Origin of the sequence: Bradyrhizobium sp. CCGB01 (assembly GCF_024199795.1) — a bacterium.
Classification (GTDB): Bacteria; Pseudomonadota; Alphaproteobacteria; order Rhizobiales; family Xanthobacteraceae; genus Bradyrhizobium.
The window spans coordinates 6,128,484-6,147,836 of the sequence record NZ_JANADK010000001.1 but is presented as its reverse complement, the minus strand read 5'-3'; the positions used below and the strand labels follow the sequence as shown (position 1 = coordinate 6,147,836).

The window sequence follows — 19,353 nt, the reverse complement described above, 5'->3', positions numbered from 1 at the left end:
ACTGCGGAACTGCTGATGCCGAGCTTTCACAACGGCGCCGTTGAAATTGCCTATCTCGACGAAGGCGAGGGCGATCCGATCATCCTGGTGCACGGCTTTGCCTCGAGCAAGAACGTGAACTGGGTCTATCCGACCTGGGTCTCGGAACTGCGCAAGAACGGCCGCCGGGCCATCGCGCTCGACAATCGCGGCCATGGCGAAAGCGCAAAACTCTACGAGCCCGCGCAGTACTCGATCCCGACCATGGCCGGCGACGTGCTCGCGCTGATGGATCACCTCGCGATCCCGCAGGCCGACATCATGGGCTATTCGATGGGCGGGCGGATGACGGCCTGGCTTTCCCTCAACGAGCCGCAGCGCCTGCGCTCGGCGATCCTGGGGGGCATCGGCATTGGCGGCCTGATCGAGGGCACCGGGCCCGGCGAGAACGTGGCGAAGGCGCTGGAGGCGCCCTCGCTCGATGACGTCACCGATCCGGTCGGCCGCACGTTTCGTGCGTTTGCAGACCAAACCCGTTCCGACCGCCGTGCGCTCGCCGCCTGCCTGCGCGGCACGCGCGACCTCATGACGAAGGAGGAGGCCGCGCGCATCGACGTGCCCGTGCTGATCGCGGTCGGCAGCACCGACGACGTTGCGGGATCCGCCAGCGCGCTCGGCGCGATCATTCCCGGCTCGGAAGTGCTCGACATCCCGGGCCGCGACCACATGCGCGCGGTCGGCGACAAGGTCTACAAGACCGGCGTGCTCGACTTCCTGTCACGCCGCGGCTGAGGTTTCGTCCGCGTCGTCGCCGAACGACCGGAACAGCGCCATCAGCACCACGAAGGTCGCGACCCACACCATCCGCGCGCCGTAGCGGTCGTGCGGGCCCGAGATCACGCCGCAGATGAAGGCGTTGCCGAGCAGCGCCAGCGTGACGGTCGCCGCCAGCAGCGTCAGATCGTCGAGCCTGCGGTTCGCCAGCGCCTGCGCGAGCAGCACGACCAGCGCCAGCATCGAGGCCAGCGCGACGGGGACGTGCAGCCAGTTGACGTAGTTGAAATTGAGCTCCCAATTCTGCTGGCGCGCCGCGCGCATGTGCGCGACTTGCGCCGGGATGTAGCGCTCGATGATGCCGTAGGTGTGTCCGATCCAGACGCTGGCGCCTTCGCCGGTGGCCACATGCAGCAATTGCTGGCCCATCGCCCGCAGCGCCGCGCCGGCCTGCCAGGCCGGATAGTCGGCGAGCGAATGCACGACGATGATGCCCATCTCGTCGTTCATGCCTTCGAAGCGGCCGAGCGTGTTGAACATGCTCTTGCCCCACAGGAACTCGTCGGCGGTCGCTGGCAGTTCGTTGCGATAGGGACAGAGCTTGTAGTGCTCGCGGGGGCAGTGGTCGTTGAGAAAGCGCGCAACGATGCCGTCCTGCATCATGCGGCCGAACGCGACGCCGTAGCCGCCGGGCGTCCAGGCCCATTTCCCTGATAGCGCATGGTTCGCCGACACCAGCATCAGGCCGCCCGCGACGATGGTCAGGCTCGCCTGCGCCAGGCCGGCAACCGGGAGACGACGCCCCAGGAATGGCCGCGCCATCCAGCCGACGATGCAGAGCCCGAGCAGCACGCCGAGCGTGGCGCTGTGGGTCGCGGCGGCAAAGGCCGTGAAGACGAACAGCGAGATCTTTTCGAGCGTCGAGATTCTGCTTGCACCAACGATCAGCAGGAACAGCGACAGGATCGAGAGCCCGGCAAAGATGTCGGTGAGCAGCATGCTCGCGAGCCAGGGCAGCGCGGTCGACACAATCAGCAGCAGGCTGATCGCAACGAAGCGGAAGGTCTGCATCAGGCCAAGTACGCGCAGGGTGAGCTGCAACAGCCATAGCGTCGCCAGCGACTGGACCGCGAGGTTGATCCAGAAACCAAAATTCTCGCCGTAATGCAGATAGAGGCCGAACACGGTGGAGCGGCTCGGGACCAGATAGCCTTCGTACCAGCGCGCCAGATAGCCGCCGGTATCCCATTGCAACAGCGGATAGCGGTTCCAGAATGCCGGCGCGATCAGGAGGAGGGGCAGGGCCCCCGCCGCCAGCCGCAGCCAAAACGAGCCCGCGGCGCGCGCGCGCAATTGTTCGGTGGTGATGCTCAAAACCGCTCCGTCTCGTCCGGACCATGCCCGCAATAGCCGGTGCGACGGAATTCACCAATAGTTTGACGCCACCGGCTTGAATTTGGCGAAACTCTGACCACTTTGAAGCGACCTTGCCGCCTGGGGGCGTCCTGAGAAATTGTTGTGTTTCAAGGCGTTGGCGTGCTTTCGCGGGGCAAGGCACTGTTCACTCTCAGGCAAGCCCGTCGGGACTTTGTCACCTAGACTGTGTTATAGAGCCAGCAAAACGAGCCAATTCGAAAGAGCAGATCCTATGGCAGTGCATCAGGTCAATCCGGGAGGAAAGCTCGCAACGCTCGATCCGATCTGGGATCGGATCCGCGGCGAGGCGGAAGACATCGTCCATCGCGAGCCGGAGCTTGCGACCTTCATCTACTCGACGGTGCTGCATCACAGTCGCCTGGAAGATTCGGTGATCCATCGTCTCGCCGACCGGCTCGATCATTCCGCACTGTCGGGCGATCTCGTTCGCCAGACCTATGACGAGGCGCTGCGCGAGGCCCCCGATCTCGGCAACGCCTTCCGCGCCGATCTCGTCGCCGTCTACGACCGCGATCCCGCGACCTCGCGCTTCATCGACCCCTTGCTCTACTTCAAGGGCTTTCACGCCATCCAGACCCATCGCCTCGCGCACTGGCTCTATCTGAAGGGCCGCAAGGACTTTGCGTATTATCTCCAGAGCCGCGCGTCGGCGGTGTTCCAGACCGACATCAATCCCGCCGCGCGCATCGGCCGCGGCATCTTCCTCGACCACGCCACCGGCTTCGTCTGCGGTGAGACCGCGGTGATCGAGGACGACGTCTCGATCCTGCACGGCGTCACGCTCGGCGGCACCGGCAAGGAGAACGAGGACCGCCATCCGAAAATCCGTCACGGCGTCCTGATCGGCGCCGGCGCAAAAATCCTCGGCAACATCGAGATCGGCCATTGCGCGCGCATCGCCGCCGGCTCGGTCGTGGTCAAGCCGGTGCCGCACAACGTCACCGTTGCCGGCGTGCCCGCCAAGATCGTCGGCGAAGCCGGCTGCGCCGAGCCGTCGCGCACCATGGATCAGATGATCAACGCGATGGGGCTTTGAGCTCGCGCGAAGGGCCGGATTCTCCGGCCCTTTTCGTCCCCAAATTCTTTGGCAATTCATGCTGGCGGTTCGTCGCGTCTCGTCCTAAAACCCCGCCAACCCAGATTTCGATTGGAGACTTGCCGTGGACGTCAAGGAAGTAAGGAAGCTCGACGCGTATCTGAAGCGCGTATTCGGCAATCCCAAGATCCGCGTCGTGCCGCGGCCGAAGAAGGATGATTCCGCCGAGGTCTATATCGGCGAGGAATTCATCGGCGTGCTCTTCGTCGACGACGAGGATGATGATCGCTCGTTCCAGTTCCAGATGGCGATCCTCGAGGACGATCTCGTCGATCAGGAATAGTCTCGCGCCCGACGGCGTCGCGCGCGTCGCGACGCTGTATCTATTTCTTTGACAGAATGCGCAGCCGCGCCGTGGCATCAGCGACAGTGATGCCCTTCGTATCGATGAGCTCGGCTTGCACGACCATGTCGCGCTCCGTCTGCTCCATCACCCGCGCCCGTGCCGTGATGGGTCCAACCGCTGCAGGCTTGAGGAATCTTGTGTCGAGGCTCTTGGTGACCACAGTCAGGTCAGGTGAGAGTTTTGCGAGCGCGCAAATCCCGGTCGCGGAGTCCAGCATCGCCGCCAGGAAGCCACCCTGGACAGTCCCGTGCCTGTTGGTGAAGGCGACCTGAGCCTGGAAGCGGATCAGAGCGATCTGGCCCGTCTCGTCGAAGCCCAGCCACTCGCGCCCCAGCAATTGGGCACCGGGTGGGAGATGTGTTGCCGCATCGTTCAAGTCGATCGCCCCATCATGACACCATACCCCTGTTTTGCCCGACGGGTCAAATTGACTTCGAAAAATACGAAGTCATGACAGGCGCTTGGCTACTGTGCATGGGGTTGTTTTCGATGTTTTTGTCGGGAGGCTGCGGCCCGTCCCCGCAAGCCGCTCTCGCGGCGGGGCGGAGAGGCGCCGCTCAGCCCTTTGGCCCGCGCAGCTGCGCCGTCAGGCGGTCCATCGCGTCCGCCGCATCGCGCCACTGCGACAGCCAGCTGCGCGGAAAGCGGAAGGTGAGGTCGGCGCCGCCGACGCGGCGTTCGGAGAGGCACATGCCGGGCGTCGCCGCATCGCGCGTGCAGCGCGCGCTCAGCGTGGGGTTTGCAGCGGAATAGAAGTCCTCGCTGCCATAGGGCGTATCGCTGCGGAACGTCCGCATCGTCAGCCCGTCCTGCGGCATGGTCGCGGCCTGATCGAGATAGCGCGGATAGATCGTGGCCGTTCGCTGCTCGGGCGCGAGCGCATCGCGATGCGCCGCGATCGACAGGAAGATGCGGTCGATCGGCTGCATCGCCTCTTCGACGGTGTCGGCGGTGACGTGTTTTGGCGCGCCCGGCGGCTCCAGGGACGGATAGAGGAAGTCGAGATCGATGCGCTCCTGCGGCCCGGAGTGCCGCTGGATCTTCATCCGGATCGCCGACGTCGGCACGTTGAACAGAGTGCCGCCGACGCTCACCGGCAGCCTGTCCGGAGCGTTCGCGCCGCCCGAGCCCCAGGTCGGCCACAGCAGGTAGGCGACGAACGCGACCGCGGCCACCGCAGCAACGCCGCCGAGCACGATCGGGACGACATGCGCCCATGCGCGGGTCCTGCGGGACCGGGGGGAGACTGCTGAAAACATCGTCATGAGCTTGCGCAAGTCGAGCCGGGAGGTCGGCCGATGGCCGACGAATCAGCCGCGAATATGCCACGTGGCGGCGAATTCGCGCAGCGGTCCCGGCTGCCGGGATGAGGGAGGGCCCTGCGCGGACCGGCTGGCGATGTTAACCTTCCCTTAAGGATAATGTAGCGTTAACCGGCACTCTTTGTCACAGGAAGGCTCCGGCGTTGCGTAAGGGCGGACCGTTCCGATGACACCTGAGGCTTTCAATTCTCTCTTCTCGATCTGCATCGGATTCGCGCTCGCGGGCGCGCTCGTGAGCGGATATCAGGCGGTCGCGCAGCGCCCCGCCGGCTTCGGCTTGTTGCAGGACGGCGTGGCGCCGAGGACTTTTGCGGCGGTGCCGTTCCTGGTGTTCGCGGCGCCCTTCATCATCATGCGCAACACCCTGCGCGGCATGCGGCTGGAAAGCCGCCGCTTCGAGTTCGTGATGATGGCGACCGTCATCGCCGGCTTCTGGAGCATGATGAGCGGCACCTTCTTCCTGATGACGCTGCGCGCGACCGGCGTCCTGGGCTGACGCTCTGCAGGGCTGCGTGGCGCGGCGGGCCTTTGCCTCCGCGCCGCCGTTTCGCTATGGCTGGGGTTGACGCGACAGGAGAACCCCATGGCGATCTACGAGCTCGACGGACAGGCACCCGATCTTCCCGCCGATGGGAACTACTTCATCGCCGAGACCGCGACCGTGATCGGCCGCGTGCGCCTGAAGCCGGGCGCGAGCGTCTGGTTCGGCGCCGTGCTGCGCGGCGACAATGAATGGATCGAGATCGGCGAGGGCGCCAATGTGCAGGACGGCTCGACCTGTCACACCGATCTCGGCTTTCCCATGGTCATCGGCAGGAACTGCACCGTCGGCCACAACGTCATCCTGCACGGCTGCACGATCGAGGAGGGCGCGCTGATCGGGATGGGATCGATCGTGATGAACGGCGCGAAGATCGGCCGCAACAGCATCGTCGGCGCGGGCTCGGTGATCACCGAGGGCAAGGAATTTCCCGAACGCTCCCTGATCATCGGCTCGCCCGCGCGCGTGATCCGCACGCTCGATGATGCCCAGGTGCAGAAGATGGGGAGCGCGGCCAGGTTCTACGTGGCCAACGGCCCGCGCTTCAAGAAAGGCCTGAAGCGCATCGGTTGAGAAGGGCTGTGGGCCGCCTCCGGTCCGCGCACCATTGAGCCGGCGGCCTGCGAGATCGCCATGAACTCGCGCGGCGCGTCAGCTTCCCTCGGATTCGCGAGCTTCGCTTGCGCCCGCGACCTTCTCGTGGCCTGCCGACCACAGCGCATGCTCGTCGCTGCCGTCCGAGTAGGGGTTGGCTTCGGCCGGGATGTTTTCGCGCGCGGCGCGTTCGCCCTCTGCAAAAGGATCGCGATCGGTCATCGTGATTTTGCCTTTCTGGCTTTGGAACGCGCAGCCGGCTTGGCAGGGTCCTTGTTGGCGCTGATCGCGCCTTCATCCTCGCTTTCAAGCTGATGTGACGGGATTTGTTCCGGAACGGGTCCTGGTCGGGGCCGTTGACAGCCAAAGGAGCATTCCGATGGCCACATCGCCTCCAACCATTTCAATGAAGACGTTGATGGTGATCCTCAGTCTTGCGGCGATGCCGGCCGTGTCGTTCGCGCAAGCGACCGGCGGCGCAACCGGCTCCAGCGGATCGACCGGATCGACCGGAGGCGTCGCCAACGCTCCGGCTCCGCCACCCGGCACCAACAGCCTGGGGACGGCCCAATCATCCGGCGCGAACACCGGCTCCGGAGTCACCACCGGCACCGGCACAGGTGAGGCGGCTGATGCCGCCGTCAACACCGAGAACCGGTTGCTCGACAAGAAGATGAAGAGCATCTGCCGCGGCTGCTGATGGCTCGCGCGGAAGTGAGACAGTGAGGCTGTCAGGAAAGCGCGGGTGGCGTTAGCTTGGTCCTGCTTTGAAGCGTGGAACGTCTCCACGCGGAGGATCGAGTGATGTTACGCAAGATGATGATGGCGGCCGTGGCCGTTGCGGCGGTGGCGCTGTCGGCACCGCAGGCGGCCCAGGCGAGGGGCGGTTTTGGACATGGCGGAGGCGGCTGGGGCCACGGTGGCGGCTGGGGTCATGGCGGCCACTGGCGAGGCGGCGGCTTCTGGCCGGGCGTCGCGATCGGAGCGGGCCTCGCAGGCGGCGGCTATTACGGCTACGGTTACCCCTATTACGGCAATCCCTATTACTATGGTACCGGCTACGACGATGGCGGTTATGGTGGATGCTATGTCGCGCGGAAGCGCGTCATGACGCCGTCGGGCTGGCGTGTCCGCCGCGTGGATGTCTGCGAATAACGTCCACAACGCCAGATCAGGCTACCAAGCCAGACCTGCCAAAACCTGGACCACTAAAAGAACAAGGCCGTTGACGCAGTATACCGTCAACGACCTTGCCAGCCCCGGACATTGAAATCGGCTCACGCCATCCGGTACCGGAGAGCATGAAGCGGAATCATACGGGGGAATGTGATCCAGTTCACAAGTCAGAAAATTTAAAGCGCCGGCCGTGACCCGGCTAGCCGCGCGAGCGCTTGCGGGCGCTGGCGTGGACACGGTGCCGCGCCGGTTTCCTGCGGGTAACCGAGGGGGTCTCGGCCTCCGTAGCCCGGGCGCTGGCAAAGGACTGCCGCAGATTGTCGATGGACTCGTTCAGTGTCGTGACCTGCTCGGACAGGCGCTTGGTGTCGGCTTGCTGCGCCGCCATCAGTCGCTTCATGGTCTGGAGCTGGTCCTGCACGAGCTGGAGCTGGTCGATCGATTCCTGCTGGGTCGCCTCCAGCCCCTTGGTCTTCTCGACGAGTTGCTCGGACGCCTGGGCCGTGCGGGCCTGGAGCTGCCGCGATGCCACGACCCGGTCGGCCTCGGGAGCTGAGCCGGTATAGGCGCGCCAGATCGCGATCGAGGTCACGCCGGCGACCAGCAAGAGAAGGGCAGCGGCGGTCAGCGCGATAGGCTGGGCGCCCAAGCGAAGGAGGGGATTGGACGGCGTGTCCCGTGCGAGATCGATCATCGCTGACAAAACCCAAATTGAAACTTGGTGCGTGGCGAAGACCGGCTACCTATGGGCGGCCGGGGGTCCCGAAAACGTTAGATTTCGGCAAGGAATGGGACCAAAAAGAGGCTAAGGGCAAAAAATCCAGCAATCAGCTGGCCTTGAGGCCTCCAGAAGGCCCCAAAGAGGACGTGATCAGGGCTGAAACGGCGAAAACGGCCCGGAATAGGTCTTCGCGCGCGGCGCCGCGTAGGGCCCGAGCCGGGACGTCTTCAGCCCCAGCCGCACGGCTGATTCTGCCAGCGTGACCGCCGCGGCGACGCCGTCGACCACGGGCAGGCCGTGTGTGGCGGAAAGCTCGGCGGCGAGGTCGGCCATGCCGGCGCAGCCGAGCACGATGGCCTCGGCACGGTCGTCGCGGATTGCCGCCGTGATCTCGGCGGAGATCTTGTTGAGCGCATCAGTGTTGCGCTCCTCGAGCGCGAGCACCGGCACCTCGGCGGCGCGGACGCGGGCGCAGCGCTCGGCGAGACCGTATTTCCGCAAATTATGTTCGATCGGCACGATGGAGACACCGAGCGTCGTGACCACGGCAAAGCGCGCCGCGATCAGACTCGCCATGTGGAAGCCGGCTTCGCCGATGCCGATCACCGGCGCTTTCGCAGCGGCGCGCGCGGCATCCAGGCCGGTGTCGTCGAAGCAGGCGATGATGTGCGCGTCAGCGCCGTCGCGGTCGGCGTCGCGGATGCAGCCGAGCATACCGGGGACGGCGAAGGCCTCGTCGTAAAATCCCTCGATCGAGACCGGGCCCATGCTGGGCTGACGTGCATCGATCACGGTGTCGGGGAGCGCAACCGCTCGCGCGGCGGCAGCGATCTTCGCCGTCATCGACGCGGTTGTGTTGGGATTGACGACGTGAAGTCGCATCGGATCAGACGAGTCCTTGGCCGGCGTCCGAGCCCTTGGCCGCCTGCCGCTTGTTGAGCACGTGGATGGTGCCGAGCGCAAGCGTGATCACCGTGAACGAGACCGCCGAGATCACGGTGCCGAGCGCATAGATGTCGGGGTTCGTCACGGTGGTGGTGAGGCCCTGGAGATCGAGCGGCAATGTATTCACCGCCCCGATCGCCTGGCTGGAGCGGGCAAGCTCGTCCCAGGACAGCGTGAAGCCGAACAGGCCAATGCCGATCACCGAAGGCAGGATGATCGGCAGCACGACATGGCGGAAGGCCTGCCATGGCGTCGCGCCGAGATCGCGCGCGGCTTCCTCGAGGCGCGGATCGAAGCGGTTGAAGATCGCGAACATGATGAGCAGGCCGAACGGCAGCGTCCAGGTGAGGTGTGCACCTAAGCCTGACGTGAGCAGGCCCATCGAGGTCTCGAAGTTCTCGTTCCAATGCGCCTTGATCAGGTCGTCGATGATGCGGAATTCAAGCGAGATGCCGAGCGAGGTGATGATCGAGGGCACGATCAGGCTCGCGATCGCCGAATAGAACAGGATGCCCTGCGCCTTGAACTTGCGGCGGAAGGCCATGCCGGCAGCGACCGACAGCACGACGGTGACGATCATCACGATAATGCCGAGCAGCAGCGAGCGGCGGAAGGCCGCGCCAAGATCGACGATGCCGGTGCCCTGGAACAGTTTTGCGATCCAGAAGGTCGACACGCCGTTCATCGGGAAGGTGAGGCCGCCCTGCGGCCCCTGGAACGACAGCACGTAGATCGCGATCATCGGGCCATAGAGGAACAGTACATAGGCCGCGAAGAAGGTCGCGAGCACGTAGAACGAGCGCGGGCGTCCTTCCTTCATGCTCTAGAGCTCCTTCTTGATGTCGACGATGCGCGACATCATGGTGATGATCAGGAAGGTGATCGCGAGCAGGATCACGGCGTTGGCCGCTGCCGCGGGGAATTGCAGCGCGTTGACCCGCGTCTCGATGATCTTGCCCGCAGCGGCGATCTGCTGGCCGCCCATCACGCCGATGGTGATGAAGTCGCCCATCACGATGGTGATGACGAAGATCGAGCCGATCACGATGCCCGGCTTGGCGAGCGGAATGATGACGTTGACCAGCGTCTGGAAGCCGGTGGCGCCGGCGTCATAGGCCGCCTCGATCAGCGCCTTGTCGATGCGTATCATCGAGTTGAAGATCGGCACCACCATGAAGAACGTGAAGAGGTGGACCAGCGCCAGCACCACGGAGAATTCGGAGAACAGCAGCCATTCGATCGGGTGGTTGATCAGCCCCGCTTTGACGAGGCCGGAGTTCACCAGCCCGTTGCGGCCGAGGAGGGGAATCCACGCGATCATGCGGATCACGTTGGAGGTCCAGAACGGGATCGTGCAGAGCAGCGACAGCCCCATCTGCCAGGTCTTGGACTTGACGTGGAAGGCCAGGAAGTAGGCGACCCAGAAGCCGATGAAGAGCGTGATGACCCAGACCAGGAAGCACAGCTTCAGCGTCTTCAGATAGGTCTTGGCGATGGTGCAGAGATCGGGGAGCTGCGCGATGCAGCCTTCGAACGTGTCGGTGTAGCCACGGCCGGAGAAGGCCGGCAGCAACTGGTATTCATTGTAGTCCCAGAACGAGACGATGACGACGAACACCAGCGGGATCAGGAAGAAGGCGAGAAACACCAGCATCATCGGCCCGGCCTGAAGCCAGGAGATGAAGGAGGGCGACAGGCGCGTCACTTTCGCGGCGCGCGCTGTGCCCGACCCCGGGATCAAGCCCGGGGACGCCTGTTGCAGGATGTCCTCTGACGTGTCCATCAAATTACGCCGCGATGAACTCGTTCCACTTGCGGACCATGTAGTCGTTCTCGTCCATCACGGCGTTCCAGCAGGCGACGCCGCCCATGCGGTCCTCGTAGGAGCCGCCGTCGCGCACCGCACCGGCCTTCTCGAGCAGCGAGCCGTCTGGCGCCTTGATGTCCTTCTCGGCCGCCTTGCCTTCCATCCAGTACGCCCACTCGTACGGCTCCATGTGCGCCTTCGCGGTGGAGAGCACGGCAGAGTAGTAGCCCTGGCGGTTGAGATAGGCGCCGGCATAGCCGGACAGGAACCAGTTGACGAACTCATAGGCCCATTCGAGCTTGGCACCCGAGACGCCCTTGGAGACGCAGAAGCCCGAGGCCCAGGAGCGATAGCCTTCCTTCAGCGGCTGGAAGGTGCAGGGGATGCCCATCGAGCGCACCTTCGTCACCGCCGGCGACCACATCGACTGGATCACCGTTTCACCTGAAGCCATCAGGTTGACGCTCTCGTTGAAGTCCTTCCAGAAGGCGCGGAACTGACCGGCCTTCTTGGCCTCGGTCATCACCTTCATGGTGAGATCGATCTCTTCCTTGGTCATGTTGCCCTTGTCGGCATATTTGTACTTGCCGGTGGCTTCCACGACCATGGCGGCATCCATGATGCCGATCGAAGGGATGTTGAGGATCGAGGCCTTGCCCTTGAACTCAGGATTGAGCAGCTCGGACCACGAGCTGATCGGCCGCTTGATCAGGTCGGGGCGGATGCCGAGCGTGTCGGCGTTGTAGACGGTCGGGATCAGCGTGACGAATTCGGTCGCCGAGGTCGCGAACTTCTTGGAGTCCTTGCCTTCGAGATAGAGCACCTTCCAGGGCGCCGTGCCCTGGCCGCCGATCTTCTTGCCGCCGGGGGTCTCGCCCTTGGTGAAGACCGGCGTGATGTTGTCGAACTCCTTGATCTTCCTGGCGTCGAGCGCAAGGATGTTGCCCGACGGCACGATCTTCTTCAGCGAGAAATATTCGGTGTCCAGCACGTCGAAGGAGTTCGGCTGGGTCATCACGCGCTTGGTGACGTCGTCGGTGGTCGCGGTGATGTATTCGATCTTGATGCCGGTGTCCTTCAGGCACTGCTTGGAGATGTCGTCGCCCTCGTTCACGGCGGTGCCGAGATAGCGCAGCACCTTGGTCTCTGCCGACTTCACATAGGGAAAGCCGGTGATGGCGCCGGAGCCGGCGGCGAGGCCCGCGATACCAGCGCTGCCCTTGAGCAGGGTGCGGCGGCTGAGGCCCTTCTTGGTCGTCTCGGTCATATCAGTCACTCCTCTGTTGCGCATTCCACTGATCGATCGGCGCTATTGCAGACGCTGCGCCTTGGCGGGATCCCAGGTGGCCAGCACGCGATCGCCCGGACGGAACGGGTGGACGTCGAAGGCGGCCTCGGGAAGGTGGGAGAACAGGGCGGTGCCGTCGTCGAGCGTGAGCGAGACGGCGATGTAGGAGCCCTGGTACTCGGTCTGGGTCAGCAGCGCCGGCGCGCCGAACGCGCCCTCTGCGAACGGTACGATGCCGAGCTGATCGGCGCGCACGGCGATGCGGTTTCCGGCGTCGGTGAGGACGTTGTGGCCGCCGATGAAGCGCGCCACGAATTCGGTGCGGGGGTGGTGGAAGATGTCGCGCGCGGTGCCCTGCTGCTCGATCCTGCCCTGGTTCATCACCACGATGTGGTCGGCGAGCGCCATCGCTTCTTCCTGGCCGTGGGTGACCTGGATGAAGCTGATGCCGAGCTCGCGCTGAAGCCGCTTCAACTCGCCGCGCATCTTCACCCGCAGGAACGGATCGAGCGCGGAGAGCGGCTCGTCGAGCAGCAGGATCTGCGGCTCGGTGATCAGTGCGCGAGCCAGCGCCACGCGCTGCTGCTGGCCGCCGGAGAGCTGTGCCGGGAGACGGCCCGCATAGGGTGTCATTGCCACCAGCTCCAGCAATTCGCCGGCGCGCTTGTGCCTGATGGCGCGGTCGACGCCGCGCATCTTGAGGGCAAACGCCACGTTGTCGAGCACGGTCAGATGCGGAAACAGCGCGTAGGACTGGAACATCATCGCCGTGCCGCGCTTGGCGGGCTCGAGCTCGGTCACGTTCTGCGCACCGAGGATGATGTCGCCTTCGCTGACCGCCTCGTGGCCCGCGATCATCCGCAGGGTCGAGGTCTTGCCGCAGCCGGAGGGGCCGAGCAGGCAGCAATAGGTGCCGGCCGGGATCTTCAGGTTGACGTTATCGACCGCCAGCGTCGTGTCGTAGCGCTTGCTGACGGCGACCAGTTCGATAGCGGCGGGAGTGGCCATGGCGTGTCCGAGGGAGGGGCGATGCTCCCGTCTCTCCGCAAGGTCCGTGCCAACCGCCCTTGGCCGGCAAAATTCCCAAACTGTGCAGCGGTGTCAGATTGTTAGAGCGAATCCGGCGCATTCTGGATGCCCGCCGCGTTCGCGGTCATATGCACACAAAATGTGCGCGGATTGTATAAAGTTTCGCCTGTGATTGGATACAGCTCCTCGACTAACATTCCAAGCCGAACGTCGCCGATCGAGCCCTCACACCCATGGCCGCCAAGTCCCGTCCGAAATCCGATGCGCCAGATGCGAGCGATCGCGTCAGCCGTATCAGGGAGGGCGTGACCGCCGCGATCCTCGAGCATCGCCTGCTGCCCGGCACGAAGCTCGGCGAGGACGAGATCGGCGAGATCTACGGCGCCAGCCGCACCCTGGTCCGCACGGCGCTCCAGCAGCTTGCGCATGAAGGCATCGTCAACATCGAGAAAAACCGCGGCGCCTTCGTCGCGCGTCCGACGCCCGCCGACGCCCGCGAGGTGTTCGAGGCGCGCCGCCTGATCGAGCCAACCATCGTCGATCGCGCCATCGATGCGGTGTCGCCGGCGTGGCTCGGCCGTCTCGGCCAGCATCTCTCCGAGGAGCGCGAGGCGGAGCTGCGCGGCGACGCGCGCGCCTCGGTCCGGCTCTCGGGCGAGTTTCATCGTCTCGTCGCCGAGATGAGCGGTCACAGCATCTATCTCGGTTTCCTGAAGGAGCTGATCGCGCGCTCCTCGCTCATCATCCTGCTCTATCGCCGTCACGACACGCCGGCCTGCGGCACCGACCACCACGCCGGCATCGTCGCCGCGATCCGCAAGCGCGACAGAGAGGCCGCGCGCGCGCAGATGCTGTCGCATCTGAACGAGATCGAGGCCGAGCTGTTCCTGAAGGATCCCGCCGCCGACGAGTTGCGACTCGCCGACGTGCTCGGTGCGTGAGCGAGACGCGCGTGCCGGTCAGGCCAGCGGCGGTCCCTGGTTTCGCCTGACGATCTTCAGCACCAGCAGAACGGCGCCGAGCGCAAGAAACAGCACGCCCAAAATCGTCGTGCCGGTAGATTCGTATGTCACGCCGACGGCGGTCAGCAGGCATCCGAAGATGATTGCAAGGAGCCCGCCGAGCTTCTTGGTCAGCAGAATATGTCCGTCACTCGTCTGTGCCACCATGTTGCGCCTCGTTCACTTGTGTCAGTCTGCTTCGATGCTTCCTCGCGCCCCATGCCCACGTGTCGCAGAACGGCCGAGATCGTACTCTTGTTGAGAGTCGTTGCAATCTGTCGTTGACGTTGGCTTCGAAGCGATGTCCGCCTTTTGATTTGAGTTCGATGCAAGCGGGACAGCAACACTTACGTGGTTGCTGAAAATTCCTGACTATTTGTCGCAGCCCTCCGCACTCTCCTGAAGTCGTATGGCTGGGCTGCAGAATCTCCCTATGGTTGCAAATTGACTCCGCCTGGGCGCCAGCATCAACTGACGCATAAGCGTCGAGTTCTAGAACGGAGCCGACATGCGTTGAATCCGTTCTGCGGAGTGGTGCCATGGCGCGACCTCTGGCTGACGAACGAGAGACGGCTTACGTCTCGACCGGCCACTTGCCCGGCCCGGAGATCGTGCAGTCGCTGGTGAACGAAGCGCAGCGACGGTTTCAATCAAATCGCGACGGAAGCAACTCGCAGGTCTATCCCGCGCTCGTGCGCGTGCCGAGCGAGCTGTTCGGCGTCTGTGTCGTCGCAACCAGCGGGCAGGTCTATGGCGCCGGCGAGGTCGACTACGAATTCTCCATCATGAGCGTGTCAAAACCGTTCCTGTTCGCACTGGTTTGCGAGACCATCGGGCCGGAGGAGGCACGCGCAAAGCTCGGCGCGAACGCCACCGGGCTCCCGTTCAACTCGCTCGCCGCGATCGAGCAGGGCAGCGGCCGTACTAATCCGATGGTGAATGCCGGTGCGATCGCCACGACCAGCCTCGCGCCGGGCGCCACCGCCGCGGACAGATGGGCATTTATCCATGACGGGCTGTCGCGCTTTGCCGGCCGCAAGCTGCCGCTCAACGAAGAGGTCTACGCATCGGCCTCGGAGACCAATTTTCGCAATCGCAGCATCGCGCGACTGCTGGAGAGCTACGACCGCATCTATTGCGATGCAAAGGAGGCGACCGATCTCTACACGCGGCAATGCTCGCTCAATGTGAGCGCCCGCGATCTCGCCGTGATGGGTGCGACGCTGGCCGACGGCGGCGTCAATCCGGTGACGAAGCAGCGCGTGGTCGATGCGTCGGTCTGTCACTACGCGCTCGCCGTCATGATCACGGCCGGCCTCTACGAGACCTCGGGCGACTGGCTCTACGACATCGGGCTGCCCGGGAAGAGCGGGATCGGCGGCGGCATCGTCGCGGTGTCGCCGGGCAAGGGCGGCTTCGGCACCTTCGCGCCGCCGCTCGATGCCGCCGGCAACAGCGTGCGGGGGCAGCTTGCCGCAAAGTTCCTGTCGCAGCGGCTGGGGATGGATCTGTTCGTGTCGCAACCGGAGCAATGAATGCCCGAGAGGTCGGTGGGCCGGGCGGCCTAGCCGATCGCAACACCGATCAAGCCGGAGGACGTCATGGTCACGCAAACAATGTCGATCGGCGGTATTCACCAGGAGGAGCGCGCGTCATGGGTTCCCATGATCGCAATCGCACTCGGCCAGATGATCATGTCATTCAATGTGGCATCCTTGCCGGTGGCGATGGGCGGCATGGTTGCGAGCTTCGGCGTGGCGCCGACCACGGTCGCAACCGGAATTGTCGCTTACTCGATGCTGGTCGCGGGCTTCGTGATGCTCGGCGCCAAGCTCGCGCAGCGTTTTGGCGCGTTGCAGGTGTTCCGCGGCGCCGTGGTGCTGTTCTTCGTGTCGCAGCTCATGATGACGTTCAGCCCCTCGGCCACGGTCATGATTTCGGCGCAGGCACTCTGCGGCGCAGCCGGCGCGGTGATCGTGCCATCGCTCGTGGCGCTGATCGCCGAGAACTATGCCGGCCGGCAGCAGGCGACCGCACTGGGCGCGCTCGGTTCGGCACGCGCAGCCGCGGGCGTTTTGGCCTTCGTCATCGGCGGCGTGCTGGGAACCTACATCGGCTGGCGGCCGGCCTTCGGCGTCCTGATCGCGGCCTCCGCCATCGTTTTCCTGATGAGCTTCCGCCTCAAGCCCGACCGCGGCCGGCCCGACGTGCAGATCGATCTCGTCGGCGTGATGCTTGCCGCAAGCGCGATCATTCTGATCAGCTTCGGCTTCAACAATCTGAACGGCTGGGGCCTCGCGGTGGCGACGGCGAACGCGCCGTTCGATCTGCTCGGTCTCTCACCCGCGCCGGTCATGATCGTGCTCGGCATCGTGCTTGGCCAGGCGTTCCTGATGTGGACCCACCGGCGCCAGGCCGCAGGCAAGACGCCGCTCCTGGCACTCGCGGTGATCGACTCGGTTGAGGAACGCTGCGCGGTCTATGCGCTGTTCGCGGTGGTCGCGCTCGAGGCCGCCTTGAACTTCACCGTGCCGCTCTACATCCAGATCGTGCAGGGACGGACGCCGCTTGCGACTGCGATTGCGATGATGCCGTTCAACCTCACGGTCTTCTTCTCGGCAATGCTGATCGTCAATGTCTACGAGCGGCTGACGCCTCGCCAGATCGGCCGCTACGGTTTCGCGTTCTGCACAGTCGGCTTGGTCTGGCTTGCTTTCGTCGTGCGTAACGACTGGAGCGAGGTTCCCGTGCTGTTCGGGCTCGTCCTGTTCGGCATCGGCCAGGGTTCGCTGGTGACGCTGCTGTTCAACGTCCTGGTGACGTCGTCGCCGAAGACGCTCGCCGGCGACGTCGGCTCCTTGCGTGGCACGACGCAGAATCTGGCCTCGGCGGTCGGAACGGCGGTGGCGGGCGCGCTCATGGTCGGCCTGCTCAGCACCATCGCGCTCGGCAAGATCACGGCGAGCCCTGTGCTGACGCCGGAGCTTCAGGCCCAGGTCGATCTCGACAACATCACCTTCGTCAGCAACGACCGCCTGCGCAGCGTGCTGGAAGGCACCAGCGGATCGCCGCAGCAGGTCGCGGAGGCCGTGCGGGTCAACACCGAGGCGCGGCTGCGCGCGCTGAAGATCGGGCTGCTCATCATGGCGGGTCTCGCGCTGATCGCGATCATCCCGGCGGGACGGCTTCCCGGCTATCTGCCGGGTGAGATTCCCAGCGATGAGCCAGCTGCGAAAACCTGAATTGAAGAAAAGGGCGCGGACTTCGTGAGGGAGAGCTGTGGCTGCCGTTGGAGATAAAAGGAGGAGGATATCATGACGACATACGACCATAGTTCGCCGATGGGCGCGACCGGCTTGCCGCAACCGCGGCGCTGGGTGTGCGTGCTGCTGGGCCTGTTCATGGTCTTCGCGGGACTGATGGTGCTGGGCGACATCGCGCTCTTCACGGTGGTCAGCGCGCTGTTCATCGGCTGGATGGCGATCGCCGCGGGCGCCTTCGAGATCTTCCACGCGTTCTGGACCAAAGGTTGGGGCGGCTTGGTCTGGCAGATCATACTCGGCGCCCTCTACATCGCCTTCGGCATCATTCTCGTCAGCCAGCCGCTGACCGGCGCCCTCCTGCTCACCTATGTGCTGGGCATCGCGCTGCTGGTCTCCGGTGTCGTGCGTGTGCTGGTCGGCATCGGCCGCTGGCAGCAGGGCGGCGGCATCATGGTCGCGTCCGGCCTGTTCGGCGTTGTCGCGGGTCTCATCATCCTCACGGGCTTTCCGATGACGGGACTCTGGGTGCTGGGATTGCTGCTTGGCATCGACCTTCTGTCCCACGGCATCGGGTGGCTGACCTTCGCCTGGCTACCCGCAGCAAAACCCGCATAGCGCGGCGGAGATTTCATATGTCAGGTTGGAGTACGCCGCTGGCGCTCGTGCGAGCCGCCACGTTGCTTGGTTTCGCTGGAGCGGTCTTCGGTCTCTCTTTGCCGGCATTGGCGCAGCAGGACTCCACGGTCCTGTTCCGCAACATCAGGATATTCGACGGCAAGTCAGCTTCACTCTCCGCACCGTCCAGTGTTCTTGTCCGGAACAAGATCATCGAGAAGATCTCGGCTGGCGACATGACCGCCGCCGCGCAAGTGATCGACGGCGGCGGACGCGTGCTGATGCCGGGGCTGATCGACGCGCATTGGCACGCGATGCTGGTGCGCCCCACGCCGATGGCCGCGCTCGCAGGCGATGTCGGCTACAACAATCTGCTCGCCGCGGCCGAGGCGACGGCGACGCTGATGCGCGGCTTCACCACCGTGCGCGACATGGGGGGACCTTCCTTCGGGTTAAAGCAGGCCATCGACGAGGATCTCGTCGCCGGTCCCCGCATCTATCCCTCCGGCGCGATGATCACCATCACCAGCGGCCATGGCGACTTCCGTCAGCTCTCTGATCTGCCGCGCACGATCGGGGGAATGCTGAGCCGCATGGAGCAGATCGGCGGCAGCATGGTCGCCGACAGTCCGGACGAAGTCCGGGTTCGCGCGCGCGAGCAATTGATGCGGGGTGCTTCGCAGGTCAAGCTCACGGCGGGCGGCGGCGTCGCATCGCCGTTCAGTCCGCTCGATGTCTCCACCTTCACCGAGCCCGAGTTGCGCGCGGCGGTCGAAGCCGCCGACAATTGGGGCACCTATGTCGCGACCCACGCCTACACGCCGGTCGCGATCCAGCGCTCGGTCGCAGCCGGCGTCAGATGCATCGAGCATGGCCATCTCATGGACGAGGCGAGCGCCCGGCTGATGGCGGAGAAGGGAATCTGGCTCAGCACGCAACCATTCCTCGATCTCGCCGGAGCTGCCGCGCTTGGACCTGCAGAGCAGGACAAGATGCGGCAGGTGGTTGCCGGCACCGACCGGGTCTATGGGCTGGCGAAAAAGTACGGCATCAAGACCGCGTTCGGCACCGACGTCCTGTTCTCGAAGGCGCTGGCGGACAAGCAGGGCTCAATGCTGGCCGCGCTGACGCGCTGGTACACGCCGGCCGAAGCGCTCGCCATGGCGACATCGACGAATGCCGAACTGCTGAACCTCTCCGGCCTGCGCAATCCCTATCCCGGCAAGCTCGGCGTGGTGGTCGAGGGCGCGCTCGCGGATCTCCTGCTGGTCGACGGCAATCCGCTCGACAACATCAAGCTGGTCGAGGATCCCGCCAAAAATTTTCTGGTGATCATGAAGGACGGCAAGGTCTACAAGAACACGCTCGCGCACTGACGCACCGGCCCGTCCCTGGATCGTTTCTAGTCCCGTTCGCCCG

The 19,353-nt window shown here is 64.6% G+C and carries 23 protein-coding genes; 12 read left to right on the top strand and 11 right to left on the bottom strand.

Annotated features, from left to right (window positions below):
- Window positions 1-15 precede the first annotated feature (15 nt).
- Entirely contained in the window at window positions 16-771 is a 756-nt protein-coding gene (locus tag NLM25_RS28685) for an alpha/beta fold hydrolase (protein ID WP_254139227.1), read from the top strand.
- Here the strand turns inward: NLM25_RS28685 and NLM25_RS28680 are convergent.
- Complete coding sequence (locus NLM25_RS28680; protein ID WP_254139226.1) at window positions 757-2,127, bottom strand: hypothetical protein; 1,371 nt, start codon at window positions 2,125-2,127, stop codon at window positions 757-759. The genes NLM25_RS28685 and NLM25_RS28680 overlap by 15 nt on opposite strands.
- Before the next feature lie 274 nt (window positions 2,128-2,401).
- Here NLM25_RS28680 and cysE point away from each other — a divergent pair, with 274 nt between their 5' ends.
- Window positions 2,402-3,226, top strand: coding sequence for a serine O-acetyltransferase (gene cysE / locus NLM25_RS28675; RefSeq protein WP_254120849.1), 825 nt, complete (start codon window positions 2,402-2,404; stop codon window positions 3,224-3,226).
- A 124-nt stretch (window positions 3,227-3,350) separates the two neighbouring features.
- Complete coding sequence (locus tag NLM25_RS28670) at window positions 3,351-3,569, top strand: DUF3126 family protein (protein ID WP_007602550.1); 219 nt, start codon at window positions 3,351-3,353, stop codon at window positions 3,567-3,569.
- Between the two features lie 40 nt (window positions 3,570-3,609).
- Here the strand turns inward: NLM25_RS28670 and NLM25_RS28665 are convergent, their stop codons facing one another.
- A complete protein-coding gene (locus NLM25_RS28665; RefSeq protein ID WP_254139225.1) occupies window positions 3,610-4,008 on the bottom strand; it encodes a PaaI family thioesterase in 399 nt (132 codons plus the stop codon).
- A gap of 181 nt (window positions 4,009-4,189) precedes the next feature.
- The gene (locus NLM25_RS28660) at window positions 4,190-4,897 is read right to left on the bottom strand and encodes a hypothetical protein (protein WP_254139224.1); all 708 of its coding nucleotides are present in this window, start codon (window positions 4,895-4,897) and stop codon (window positions 4,190-4,192) included.
- Window positions 4,898-5,120: 223 nt separating this feature from the next.
- On the opposite strand from NLM25_RS28660, the gene NLM25_RS28655 reads away from it, so the two are divergent.
- The gene (locus tag NLM25_RS28655; protein WP_254120836.1) at window positions 5,121-5,450 is read left to right on the top strand and encodes a DUF6949 family protein; all 330 of its coding nucleotides are present in this window, start codon (window positions 5,121-5,123) and stop codon (window positions 5,448-5,450) included.
- 87 nt (window positions 5,451-5,537) lie between these two features.
- Window positions 5,538-6,068: a gamma carbonic anhydrase family protein gene (locus NLM25_RS28650; protein ID WP_027560089.1), complete on the top strand. Its 531-nt coding sequence runs from the start codon at window positions 5,538-5,540 to the stop codon at window positions 6,066-6,068.
- A 78-nt stretch (window positions 6,069-6,146) separates the two neighbouring features.
- Here the strand turns inward: NLM25_RS28650 and NLM25_RS28645 are convergent, their stop codons facing one another.
- Window positions 6,147-6,311, bottom strand: a complete 165-nt coding sequence (locus NLM25_RS28645) for a hypothetical protein (RefSeq protein WP_254120834.1) — start codon at window positions 6,309-6,311, stop codon at window positions 6,147-6,149.
- A gap of 157 nt (window positions 6,312-6,468) precedes the next feature.
- On the opposite strand from NLM25_RS28645, the gene NLM25_RS28640 reads away from it, so the two are divergent.
- Both NLM25_RS28640 and NLM25_RS28635 read left to right on the top strand, forming a co-directional pair.
- Window positions 6,469-6,789: a hypothetical protein gene (locus NLM25_RS28640; RefSeq protein WP_254139223.1), complete on the top strand. Its 321-nt coding sequence runs from the start codon at window positions 6,469-6,471 to the stop codon at window positions 6,787-6,789.
- A gap of 104 nt (window positions 6,790-6,893) precedes the next feature.
- Window positions 6,894-7,244, top strand: coding sequence for a hypothetical protein (locus tag NLM25_RS28635; RefSeq protein ID WP_254139222.1), 351 nt, complete (start codon window positions 6,894-6,896; stop codon window positions 7,242-7,244).
- Between the two features lie 220 nt (window positions 7,245-7,464).
- Here the strand turns inward: NLM25_RS28635 and NLM25_RS28630 are convergent, their stop codons facing one another.
- The 6 genes from NLM25_RS28630 to NLM25_RS28605 form a co-directional block, all read right to left on the bottom strand.
- On the bottom strand, window positions 7,465-7,959 hold the full coding sequence (locus tag NLM25_RS28630) for a hypothetical protein (protein WP_254139221.1): 495 nt from the start codon (window positions 7,957-7,959) through the stop codon (window positions 7,465-7,467).
- A 177-nt stretch (window positions 7,960-8,136) separates the two neighbouring features.
- Complete coding sequence (locus NLM25_RS28625; RefSeq protein ID WP_254139220.1) at window positions 8,137-8,868, bottom strand: aspartate/glutamate racemase family protein; 732 nt, start codon at window positions 8,866-8,868, stop codon at window positions 8,137-8,139.
- 4 nt (window positions 8,869-8,872) lie between these two features.
- Window positions 8,873-9,751, bottom strand: coding sequence for an ABC transporter permease (locus tag NLM25_RS28620; protein WP_254139219.1), 879 nt, complete (start codon window positions 9,749-9,751; stop codon window positions 8,873-8,875).
- Window positions 9,752-9,754: 3 nt separating this feature from the next.
- Entirely contained in the window at window positions 9,755-10,714 is a 960-nt protein-coding gene (locus tag NLM25_RS28615; protein WP_254139218.1) for an ABC transporter permease, read from the bottom strand.
- Between the two features lie 4 nt (window positions 10,715-10,718).
- Window positions 10,719-12,005, bottom strand: coding sequence for a PotD/PotF family extracellular solute-binding protein (locus NLM25_RS28610; RefSeq protein ID WP_254139217.1), 1,287 nt, complete (start codon window positions 12,003-12,005; stop codon window positions 10,719-10,721).
- A 42-nt stretch (window positions 12,006-12,047) separates the two neighbouring features.
- Window positions 12,048-13,034 carry an ABC transporter ATP-binding protein gene (locus tag NLM25_RS28605; protein ID WP_254120805.1) on the bottom strand — a complete coding sequence of 329 codons (987 nt, stop codon included), beginning with the start codon at window positions 13,032-13,034 and terminating at the stop codon, window positions 12,048-12,050.
- A 254-nt stretch (window positions 13,035-13,288) separates the two neighbouring features.
- On the opposite strand from NLM25_RS28605, the gene NLM25_RS28600 reads away from it, so the two are divergent.
- On the top strand, window positions 13,289-13,996 hold the full coding sequence (locus NLM25_RS28600; protein ID WP_254120804.1) for a GntR family transcriptional regulator: 708 nt from the start codon (window positions 13,289-13,291) through the stop codon (window positions 13,994-13,996).
- A gap of 18 nt (window positions 13,997-14,014) precedes the next feature.
- On the opposite strand, the gene NLM25_RS28595 is transcribed toward NLM25_RS28600, so the two are convergent.
- The gene (locus NLM25_RS28595) at window positions 14,015-14,224 is read right to left on the bottom strand and encodes a hypothetical protein (RefSeq protein ID WP_254120802.1); all 210 of its coding nucleotides are present in this window, start codon (window positions 14,222-14,224) and stop codon (window positions 14,015-14,017) included.
- 371 nt (window positions 14,225-14,595) lie between these two features.
- On the opposite strand from NLM25_RS28595, the gene glsA reads away from it, so the two are divergent.
- From glsA to NLM25_RS28575, 4 genes are all read left to right on the top strand, one after another.
- Window positions 14,596-15,591, top strand: a complete 996-nt coding sequence (gene glsA, locus NLM25_RS28590; RefSeq protein ID WP_254139216.1) for a glutaminase A — start codon at window positions 14,596-14,598, stop codon at window positions 15,589-15,591.
- Between the two features lie 66 nt (window positions 15,592-15,657).
- Window positions 15,658-17,298, top strand: coding sequence for an MFS transporter (locus NLM25_RS28585; RefSeq protein WP_254139215.1), 1,641 nt, complete (start codon window positions 15,658-15,660; stop codon window positions 17,296-17,298).
- Between the two features lie 72 nt (window positions 17,299-17,370).
- A complete protein-coding gene (locus NLM25_RS28580; RefSeq protein ID WP_254139214.1) occupies window positions 17,371-17,934 on the top strand; it encodes an HdeD family acid-resistance protein in 564 nt (187 codons plus the stop codon).
- Window positions 17,935-17,951: 17 nt separating this feature from the next.
- Window positions 17,952-19,310 carry an amidohydrolase family protein gene (locus NLM25_RS28575; RefSeq protein WP_254139213.1) on the top strand — a complete coding sequence of 453 codons (1,359 nt, stop codon included), beginning with the start codon at window positions 17,952-17,954 and terminating at the stop codon, window positions 19,308-19,310.
- Window positions 19,311-19,353: the final 43 nt, after the last annotated feature.

What these genes read in the sequence shown, in the direction of transcription:
- NLM25_RS28685 (WP_254139227.1), top strand. Translation starts at nt 16, where the DNA reads ATGCCGAGCTTTCACAACGGCGCCGTTGAAATTGCCTATCTCGACGAA.
- cysE (WP_254120849.1), top strand. Translation starts at nt 2,402, where the DNA reads ATGGCAGTGCATCAGGTCAATCCGGGAGGAAAGCTCGCAACGCTCGAT.
- NLM25_RS28660 (WP_254139224.1), bottom strand. Translation starts at nt 4,897, where the DNA reads ATGACGATGTTTTCAGCAGTCTCCCCCCGGTCCCGCAGGACCCGCGCA.
- NLM25_RS28655 (WP_254120836.1), top strand. Translation starts at nt 5,121, where the DNA reads ATGACACCTGAGGCTTTCAATTCTCTCTTCTCGATCTGCATCGGATTC.
- NLM25_RS28650 (WP_027560089.1), top strand. Translation starts at nt 5,538, where the DNA reads ATGGCGATCTACGAGCTCGACGGACAGGCACCCGATCTTCCCGCCGAT.
- NLM25_RS28645 (WP_254120834.1), bottom strand. Translation starts at nt 6,311, where the DNA reads ATGACCGATCGCGATCCTTTTGCAGAGGGCGAACGCGCCGCGCGCGAA.
- NLM25_RS28640 (WP_254139223.1), top strand. Translation starts at nt 6,469, where the DNA reads ATGGCCACATCGCCTCCAACCATTTCAATGAAGACGTTGATGGTGATC.
- NLM25_RS28635 (WP_254139222.1), top strand. Translation starts at nt 6,894, where the DNA reads ATGTTACGCAAGATGATGATGGCGGCCGTGGCCGTTGCGGCGGTGGCG.
- NLM25_RS28630 (WP_254139221.1), bottom strand. Translation starts at nt 7,959, where the DNA reads ATGATCGATCTCGCACGGGACACGCCGTCCAATCCCCTCCTTCGCTTG.
- NLM25_RS28625 (WP_254139220.1), bottom strand. Translation starts at nt 8,868, where the DNA reads ATGCGACTTCACGTCGTCAATCCCAACACAACCGCGTCGATGACGGCG.
- NLM25_RS28620 (WP_254139219.1), bottom strand. Translation starts at nt 9,751, where the DNA reads ATGAAGGAAGGACGCCCGCGCTCGTTCTACGTGCTCGCGACCTTCTTC.
- NLM25_RS28615 (WP_254139218.1), bottom strand. Translation starts at nt 10,714, where the DNA reads ATGGACACGTCAGAGGACATCCTGCAACAGGCGTCCCCGGGCTTGATC.
- NLM25_RS28610 (WP_254139217.1), bottom strand. Translation starts at nt 12,005, where the DNA reads ATGACCGAGACGACCAAGAAGGGCCTCAGCCGCCGCACCCTGCTCAAG.
- NLM25_RS28605 (WP_254120805.1), bottom strand. Translation starts at nt 13,034, where the DNA reads ATGGCCACTCCCGCCGCTATCGAACTGGTCGCCGTCAGCAAGCGCTAC.
- NLM25_RS28600 (WP_254120804.1), top strand. Translation starts at nt 13,289, where the DNA reads ATGGCCGCCAAGTCCCGTCCGAAATCCGATGCGCCAGATGCGAGCGAT.
- NLM25_RS28595 (WP_254120802.1), bottom strand. Translation starts at nt 14,224, where the DNA reads ATGGTGGCACAGACGAGTGACGGACATATTCTGCTGACCAAGAAGCTC.
- glsA (WP_254139216.1), top strand. Translation starts at nt 14,596, where the DNA reads ATGGCGCGACCTCTGGCTGACGAACGAGAGACGGCTTACGTCTCGACC.
- NLM25_RS28585 (WP_254139215.1), top strand. Translation starts at nt 15,658, where the DNA reads ATGGTCACGCAAACAATGTCGATCGGCGGTATTCACCAGGAGGAGCGC.
- NLM25_RS28580 (WP_254139214.1), top strand. Translation starts at nt 17,371, where the DNA reads ATGACGACATACGACCATAGTTCGCCGATGGGCGCGACCGGCTTGCCG.
- NLM25_RS28575 (WP_254139213.1), top strand. Translation starts at nt 17,952, where the DNA reads ATGTCAGGTTGGAGTACGCCGCTGGCGCTCGTGCGAGCCGCCACGTTG.